Genomic DNA, 7,984 nt, shown 5'->3' on the forward strand with positions numbered 1-7,984 from the left:
TGGGCCAGTTCAATCGGTCGTTGCAACACCGGGCTGTTGGAGCGAGCTTAGCTGCTCGGCAAAGACTTCAGCCGGGGTTTTCCAGTCGAGGACTTTACGGGGCCGGTTGTTCAAGGTCAGAGCGATGGCTTCGAGGTCCTCGGCAGTCCACCTGGAGAGGTCAGTGCCTTTCGGGAAAAACTGGCGCAACAGCCCGTTGGTGTTCTCATTCGTGGGTCTCTGCCAGGGTGAGTGCGGATCGGCGAAGAACACCTTCGTTCCAGTGCTGAGAGTGAACTGGGCGTGTGCGGAGAGCTCTTTCCCTCGATCCCACGTGAGGGTCTTGCGGAGCTGTTCGGGCAGCTTGGTCATCGAGACCGTAAGCCCGGCGTTCATCGCCACGGCACCGTAGCCACCGAGCGAGGGCCCGTTCTTCACGGCCTGTCTATCAGCCCAGCCTTCCAGCCTGGGCAGATGTACCAGGATTGTGGAGCGGCTGCTGCGCTCGATGACCGTGCCGATCGCGGATCGTCCGGTTCCGATGATCAGATCACCCTCCCAGTGGCCCGGTACCGCACGGTCTTCGGCTTCGGCGGGGCGTTCGCTAATGAGGACCTCCGCGGTGACATGGCCTTGGGGTTTACTCTTCGATCGAGCTCGAGGTTCCCGCAGCGCACGGCCGGTGCGCAGGCAGGTGACCAGCTCGCGCTTGAGCGCGCCACGACCCTCGATGAACAGCGATTGGTAGATGGCCTCGTGACTAATGCGCATCGACTCATCATCCGGGAAATCGACGCGGAGCCGGTGGGAGATCTGTTCCGGACTCCAAGCTGTCGACCATCGCCTGTCCTGCCGGTGCGGTTTGTTCAGCCCCTTCCAGGCCGGTGTCGCAGGGCCAGCGACGACAGTGCCGTCGTGCCGGCGGATGACCCCAGCGAGCCGTTCCTGAACATACTCACGCAACCTCGCATTGTCCGCGAGTTTCGCGGTCTTCGGGCGCTTCGCAGCCTGTTGCGCCTTCCACTGCGCCACCAAGGCCCGATAGAGATGCTTCCCGCTCCTCGTAGCCGCGTTGCGACGCAACTCGCGCGAGATCGTTCCAGGGTCGCGGCCAAGCCGCCGCGCGATTTCACGCACGCCGACCTCCCGGGCTCGCAATAACGAGATCTCCTCACGCTCAGCGAAGGACAAGTAGCGGCCCGTAGGCTCGTCAAGACTGATCGGCGGCATGCCGCCAGCGTGACGGAACCACCGCGACGCGACCGGCCACGACACACCGAGCGCCTCCGCAGCTTTGACGGTTGTCACCCCAGTAGCGATCAAACGCCAAAACTCCCGCTGCACCGCACGAGAGGGCTCTGGCCTGCCCGGCGAACGCATCGGCGGACGTAACGCCCGATCCGCCGCCCACTGCCGCCGCGCGCCCTCCGGAGCCTTCCGCAACTGCTTTCCACCGCGTCCCATCGCGAACCTCCATAATCGAGGTGTTGCGACGACCAATTGAATTCACCCTGGGTACCCCGGTCGCTGTGGAAGATCACCTGCGCCGGCGGATCCTGCCGCAAAGTCAGAGCCATCTGCAGGGCGTCCTGGATGAGGTCGGTACGCATGTGCTCAGCGATTGCCCAGCCGATCACACGGCGGGAGTGGGCGTCGATGACGGTCGCCAGGTACACCCATCCTTCCCACGTTCTCAGATAGGTGATGTCACCGACCCAGACCTGGTTCAGGGCCCCGGTGTCCCACCGTCGTTTCACCGCGTCCACCGGATACGCATCAGCATGGTCGATCACCGTGGTGGTCTTCCACCTCTTCGGGCAGATTCCGGCTAGGCCCAATGATTTCATGGCTTTCGCGACGGTCTTCCGGGACACAGTTTCGCCGTCGGCACGCAGGTCAGCCAGGATCCGCGGCGAGCCGTAAACCTCATCGGAATCACTGTGGAAGTAGGCAACTTTTCGCTCGATAACCTCCCGCCGGATCGCCGCCGGCGAAGGCACCCGCTCCAGCCAGGCGTAGTACCCGGACCGGGATACCCCGAGCAGGCGCACCATGCGGGTAATCGTGAAGTTCATCTTCTGCGCGTGCATCAGTTCGAACGCTTGGCGTTCGTATCCGAGGCTTCCTGGGCGAAGAAGAGAGACGCTTTTTTTAGGAACGCCCGATCAAGTTTCAGGTCCGCGTTCTCCTTGCGCAGCCTCTGCAACTCGGCCCGCTCGGACTCCGTGACCGCGGTCTCGCCGGTCTCGTTGCGGGCCTTGAAACTGTTCACCCACCGACCCAGTGAAGCCTCGCTAATCCCGAGCTCCCGGGCGACGACCGCGACCGGCCTGCCGGTATTGATCACCAGCTTCACGGCCTCGTCCTTGTACTCAGGAGTGAACTCCCGACGTGTCTTTCCCATAATGAACATTCTCTCTTGTGAGGTGTCCACTCAACGGGGGCAGGGCCAATGTCAGGCAGCTCAACGCTGATGGCCGGACCGCGGATGTGGAGGTCATCGAGTACCTTGTGCCTGACGTTTCTCAGCGGGAAGTCCTCGGGATGAGCGAGCAATCACGCGTGGAGCAGGAAGGCCGCGTGATTGATGACGCGGTCGTGATCGTTCACCCCTTCGAGGACCGGGACCTGGAAGCGATCCGCAGCGTGGTCGCGGCTGGGTTGATCGAGCGGTTGTTCGTCATGGTGTGGTCACCTGATGACAGGATCCGGACCTGGCTCGACAGTGCAGGAGCCGTGAACCTCCATACCGGTGTGGCGATGTCAGCGCCGGACCTTCTCATGGTCGCTGCCGCGGAGATCTTCGTCTATCACCAGTACAACGGGCTCAGTTCTGGCCCTGGCAAAGACGCGGTCGTTCAGATCGTTCGTGCCTTCGCCGCTGAGGGTTACCCCATCGACGTCGACCCGTGGCTGCGGGCGTACTTTGCTGCTGGCGGCACCTTCCGTCATGCAGAGTCCATCGCCCGTCTCATCAAGGAGATGGCAACGGGCGTCAAGCACCGGGTAACGCCGAGGTACGGAACAAACATCGTGGCGACGCTCCGGGATCAGATCGTCGATCCGGACGACCGAACCGCACCAGCGTCGCCAAGCTGGTGACCTTGTATCGTGCCGCAGTTTTCGCCGGACCGCAGCACGTGCACGCACCATCGCTGAAACCGCGGACGCGGATAGGGACGTCCAGCCGATGAAGCTCGTGCTGACCTGTGTTCCAGGCAAACCTTCCCTCAACAGGTGAAGTGTGGTTCACTAGTTTTCATGTGGAGGGGAGTATCCCCCAGTCAGTCCGTCGTCACTACGAGAGTCCCTGCACTCTCCGGCGGGCAGGGCCTTCAGAGGCCGGGAGAGACCTCCAATTAGTTCGATACTGACTGGAAGTAGGTACCCCTTGAACGTCCCCCTCTGGGTCTGGTTCGCCGTCATCGGCTTCATCCTCGTGATGCTGATCGTGGACCTCGTCGCTCACCGCAAAGCCCATGTCATCAGCGTCCGCGAAGCGGCAGCCTGGTCGGCAGTGTGGGTGTTCTTCGGCGTCGCGTTCGGCGCGATCATCTGGCGGTTCTGGGGCGCCGAATTCGGCCAGCAGTACTTCGCCGGCTACCTCATCGAGAAATCCTTGGCCGTCGACAACGTCTTCGTCTGGGCCATCATCTTCACGTTCTTCGCCGTTCCCCGGGAGTACCAGCACCGGGTCCTGTTCTTCGGTGTCCTCGGCGCCCTAGTCTTCCGGGCCATCTTCATCGCCGCCGGATCCGCGATCATCGCCAGCGCCGGCTGGGTCCTCTACCTGTTCGCCGCGTTCCTGCTCTTCACCGGGTACCGGATGCTCATCCAGCGTAACGAACACATCGACCCCTCAAAATCCCGTGCCCTGAAACTCTTCCGCCGCTACGTGCCCATGACCGATGCCTTCCATGGCCAGCGGTTCCTCATCCGCAAGAACGGGATCCTGCTCGCCACCCCGCTTCTAGCGGTCCTGGTCCTGGTCGAAGTCACCGACATCGTTTTCGCCGTGGACTCCATTCCTGCGATCTTCGCCGTCACCGACGAGGTGTTCCTCGTCTTCACCGCCAACGCCTTCGCGATCCTGGGTCTGCGCGCCATGTACTTCCTCCTCGCCGACCTCATCCACCGCTTCGTGTACCTGAAGATCGGGCTCGCCATGGTCCTGATCTGGGTGGGCATCAAGATGGCCCTGAAGATCGACGTCTTCTACATCCCCACGCCGATCTCCCTCGCCGTCATCACCACCATCCTCACCATCTCCATCGCCGCCAGCCTCATCAAGACCCGCGGCCAGGAACGCCACGAACCGCCGGCACCCGTGGAACCGCCCTTCCGCACAGCCGACGACGCCGAGATCGCAGCACTGCAGCCTGTGTGGACGCGCACCCGCAAGGTAGCCGCCACGCACGGTGGGACAACCGGCACCTCATCCGCTGGACGTCCCGCGGAAAATCCGGCGGCGGGTCCGACCATCAGAGAGGACCGCGCAGGAGACGATCGTTCCGCTGACGGAGACCGTCAGGACACGCCTCGCCACTGATCCCTCATCGGACGCGTGCAGACGATTGTCTCCGACCACAAACCGTCCATCCATGAAAGGGACCACCGATGCAGCCAGGATCCAGCAACCGCAGCTCCGGAACGTCCGACTCGGCTACCGCACCTCCGCGGATAGTCCCGCACCAGTGGACGTTCCTCACCAATCACGGTCATGTGCTGCTGGTCATCGCGACAAACCCGAACCCTTTGGTCGAGGACATCGCGGCGACTGTGGGGATCACCCCGCGAGCCACGTTGCAGATCCTCAAGGACCTCGAGGACTCCGGCTACCTCCACCGGCTCCGTGAAGGCCGGCGGACCCGCTACACCATCGACCCGCACCAGCACTTCCGCCACCCGACCACGTCCCAGAAGGAGATCGGCGAACTCCTGGCGATCTTCTCCCACTCCCCCGGCAGCGGAAAACACTAGCCCTACAACCAGCACGACAACCGGTACCACGACCAGTACGACTGTCAGCTCGACCGCCAGCACGACAGCTGGCATCACGAAAGGAACACACCATCACATCTCGTACAGCACTGCTCCTTGGTTCCGGACTCCTCGTCATCGGGGCACTGTCCATCACCGGATGCGATGACACACAGCTGCCCCAGGTACCAGGAGTGGAAGAACAGGAAGACACCGACAACCAGCACAACAACCCCGATGAAGGTCAGGAAGAAGAGCAACAGGACGGGCAGGACGACGAGCAGGAGAACGACGAGCAGGAGGACAACTAGGAGCAGTCTCGGCTTCCACGATCCGCGACGAACGAAAGGAGTAGAGGACATGGAAGGAAGGCCGTACGACCTCCGTCGGGGGGTTCGGTCCACCCGATGGGCGACGAACAAGCCGCAGGAGCGCATCAGGTGCATTTCCAGTGCTCCCCCGCTGATCTAGGGTTCGCTCTCGACGCCAGCTCTGCAGCAGCGCAGAGCCCGGGCCCTGGTTCGGAAGGTAGCGGTGCAGCTCCGAGGCGTCGCCACACTGGACGGGGACGGACCATGATCATCGTTCTCGTTGGTATCGACGGTGCGGGTAAGAGCACGGCCGGCCGTCTGCTGGCGCAGCAACTCAACGCCGCCGACTATCCGGCAGCGTTCCGCAGGAACGAATCCGGTCGGCGCAGCCTGGCTGCGTGGTGTGGCCGATCCGGCCTTCACCCTCCCGAGGCAGCACTTGACGCGCTGGAGACGGTTCTTCGCTGCGCGAACGTCCTGATCTCGCACGCGCGAGCCCGGACAGGCCCCGGCGTCGTTGTCATGGACCGGTACCTTCACTGCCAGCTCGCGCTCCGCCGTGCGCGCGGCCTGCGTGTGGGCCGGCTGCTTCCGTTCCTCCTCACCGTCCTGCCCACTCCTGATGTCGTCTTCTACTTCGACGTTCCCGTCGACGTGGCGCACGCGAGGATCACGGGCAGGGCCGTGGACACCGAGACCATCGAGCACCTGCAACGGTTCGACGACGCCTACCAGGGACTCGACGCTTTCCCGTCCTTCATCGTCCTCGACGCCAGCCGTTCGGCGGAGGAACTGGTCGAAGACATGCTGCAGGAACTGGGGATGTGCGGGCTGGGGTTGCAGTGACGCGCCCTCAACGCAATCCCGTCAGGATGCCGGTCACTCCCCCGCGGAGCCGCCCACACGCCCGAAGCAACTTCGAGCTCCTCGGCTGGCTGTTCATGCGGTGGTCCGGGGCCGTCCTACTCATCATGATTTTCACGCACCTGTTCGTGAACCTGGTGCTCGGGGATGGCATCAACCAGATCGACTTCGCGTTCGTCGCCGGGAAATGGGCGCACCCCTTCTGGCAGTGGTTCGACCTGATCATGCTGTGGCTGGCCATGCTCCACGGCACCAACGGGTTGCGCGTCATCATCAACGACTACACGGACACCGCCTGGATGCGCTTGTGCCTCAAGAGCGTCCTCCTGACCTGCACAGGCGTGATCATCGCGCTCGGATCGCTGGTCATCTTCACGTTCGATCCCTGCCCTCCCGGCGCCTCCGACGATGCGCTGCCCGCATGGTGCCCGACCGGGCCGCCCTAGGCCCGGATCCCCCAGGACAGATCCCTGCAGGATGATCCCGCCGTGCATGGACGTGCGACCCAACACCAGGACCCAAGCCCCACGTGAGAAGAGAAAGTGACTGTCATGCCCCTGTCGGACGAAGAACGATCCCGCTTCGACGAGCTCGCACGGCGTCTCGCAGCCGAAGAACCCGAACTTGCCCAACGCCTTCAACACACGATTTCGCCGCGCCGCACATCCCGCCGCCGGAAAGCGGCGTTCGTGACGATCCTGGGAGGAATACTGATCGTCCTGCTCTCCATCGCAGTGTCCATCCCGGTCGTCGGGATCGCCGGTTTCCTCACCATGATCGCCGGCGGTCTCATCGGAACGCCCCCACCTCGCCCAGAACGAACGGACGTGACGCCGCCAGCGGACCCAAAGGCTCCACGATCGAACACGACACCCCACTGAGAAGAACCGAGCCGAGCCAGAAGCGCCCGTGGGCTGGGACGCGCCACACCACAGCCCCGCCGACCAGTCGCACGCGGACACGTGTGGACAGCAGAACGGAAGCGATCGCCATGTCAGGGCGCCGGTTCTTCCCCTAAATAGGTGAAGTATGTTTCACTTATCTCAATGGAGGGTAGTATCCCCACATCCGGTTCGTCGTCATTACGAAAGTCCCTGAACTCTCCGGCGAGCAGGGTCGCATGAAGCGGCCGGGAGAGACCTCCAGCTGGTGCAACAACCGACTGGAAGCAGGCCACCATGACCCTGTCAGACCGCACGATGATCACCTCGAGCGCACATCACCGGCGTCCGCCCTCACCCCCACGTCCACGCCGGGTCGTCACGCAGGGCCTCATCGAGGGGGTACGAGCAGAAGCTCCTCCCGCGAAACACAGGGCAGGAAGAACGCTTGCCCTGAAGGCGGTGTACGTCGGACTGCTCGCTCTGACATTGTGCGGGTGTTCCTTCACCAACCCCGTGGCGACACAGATGAACGACTCGCTCACCGACGGCGCTCACGCATCAAGCGGGAATGTGCGGCTGCAGAACATGCTGATAGTAGGTACCTCCGCTCAGGAGCCTGGCCGGGTGCTGGGCACGATCATCAATGACACGGAGGAGGACCTCATGGTGGGTTTCAGCGTCGCGGGTCAGACCGAAAGCGTCCTCGTTCGCGGCGAGAACTCCGTCCACCTCGAACGGACGACACCACTGCTCGTCGATCAGGTAGGTGCCGACCCGGGCTCCGTGGTTCCGGTGAAGGTCACCTCCGCCGACGAGTCCCTGATCGTCAAGGTGCCGGTCCTGAACGATTCGCTGCCCTACTACTCCCCTTACATGCCCTGACACTCCCCGCCTCGGCGGCGATCCGTCACTCCTAGTGCAACTCATCGTCACGATGTACTCCTGTGATCTCGTGTCGCCCGCCGG

General features: G+C 63.2%; 10 protein-coding genes. 7 read left to right on the top strand and 3 right to left on the bottom strand.

The window, feature by feature from the left end:
* Positions 1-9 precede the first annotated feature (9 nt).
* The 3 genes from B384_RS0100125 to B384_RS0100135 are packed head-to-tail and all read right to left on the bottom strand — an operon-like array spanning position 10 to position 2,383.
* Positions 10-1,359: an IS30 family transposase gene (locus B384_RS0100125; protein WP_443110774.1), complete on the bottom strand. Its 1,350-nt coding sequence runs from the start codon at positions 1,357-1,359 to the stop codon at positions 10-12.
* Positions 1,299-2,069 (bottom strand): IS3 family transposase, encoded by a 771-nt coding sequence (locus B384_RS17170; RefSeq protein ID WP_019481116.1) that lies wholly within the window; start codon positions 2,067-2,069, stop codon positions 1,299-1,301. Before B384_RS17170 ends, B384_RS0100125 begins: the two co-directional genes overlap by 61 nt.
* Positions 2,069-2,383: a transposase gene (locus tag B384_RS0100135; protein ID WP_019481117.1), complete on the bottom strand. Its 315-nt coding sequence runs from the start codon at positions 2,381-2,383 to the stop codon at positions 2,069-2,071. The genes B384_RS17170 and B384_RS0100135 overlap by 1 nt, the downstream gene beginning before the upstream one ends.
* A 140-nt stretch (positions 2,384-2,523) precedes the next feature.
* Between B384_RS0100135 and B384_RS0100140 the strand changes: the two genes are divergently transcribed.
* The 7 genes from B384_RS0100140 (at position 2,524) to B384_RS20950 (ending at position 7,900) form a co-directional block, all read left to right on the top strand.
* Positions 2,524-3,081 (top strand): hypothetical protein, encoded by a 558-nt coding sequence (locus B384_RS0100140; RefSeq protein ID WP_156808907.1) that lies wholly within the window; start codon positions 2,524-2,526, stop codon positions 3,079-3,081.
* 289 nt (positions 3,082-3,370) lie between these two features.
* Positions 3,371-4,528, top strand: coding sequence for a TerC family protein (locus B384_RS0100145; RefSeq protein ID WP_019481119.1), 1,158 nt, complete (start codon positions 3,371-3,373; stop codon positions 4,526-4,528).
* A gap of 68 nt (positions 4,529-4,596) precedes the next feature.
* Positions 4,597-4,959 carry a helix-turn-helix transcriptional regulator gene (locus tag B384_RS0100150; protein WP_019481120.1) on the top strand — a complete coding sequence of 121 codons (363 nt, stop codon included), beginning with the start codon at positions 4,597-4,599 and terminating at the stop codon, positions 4,957-4,959.
* 575 nt (positions 4,960-5,534) lie between these two features.
* Positions 5,535-6,116 carry a dTMP kinase gene (locus tag B384_RS0100160; protein WP_019481122.1) on the top strand — a complete coding sequence of 194 codons (582 nt, stop codon included), beginning with the start codon at positions 5,535-5,537 and terminating at the stop codon, positions 6,114-6,116.
* Between the two features lie 26 nt (positions 6,117-6,142).
* Entirely contained in the window at positions 6,143-6,580 is a 438-nt protein-coding gene (locus B384_RS0100165; RefSeq protein WP_035747130.1) for a succinate dehydrogenase hydrophobic membrane anchor subunit, read from the top strand.
* Between the two features lie 105 nt (positions 6,581-6,685).
* Positions 6,686-7,015 (top strand): DUF3040 domain-containing protein, encoded by a 330-nt coding sequence (locus tag B384_RS17175; protein WP_019481124.1) that lies wholly within the window; start codon positions 6,686-6,688, stop codon positions 7,013-7,015.
* A gap of 297 nt (positions 7,016-7,312) precedes the next feature.
* Positions 7,313-7,900 (top strand): hypothetical protein, encoded by a 588-nt coding sequence (locus B384_RS20950; protein WP_024475959.1) that lies wholly within the window; start codon positions 7,313-7,315, stop codon positions 7,898-7,900.
* Positions 7,901-7,984: the final 84 nt, after the last annotated feature.

Origin of the sequence: Arthrobacter sp. TB 23, assembly GCF_000294595.1 — a bacterium.
Taxonomy (GTDB): Bacteria; Actinomycetota; Actinomycetes; order Actinomycetales; family Micrococcaceae; genus Arthrobacter_D.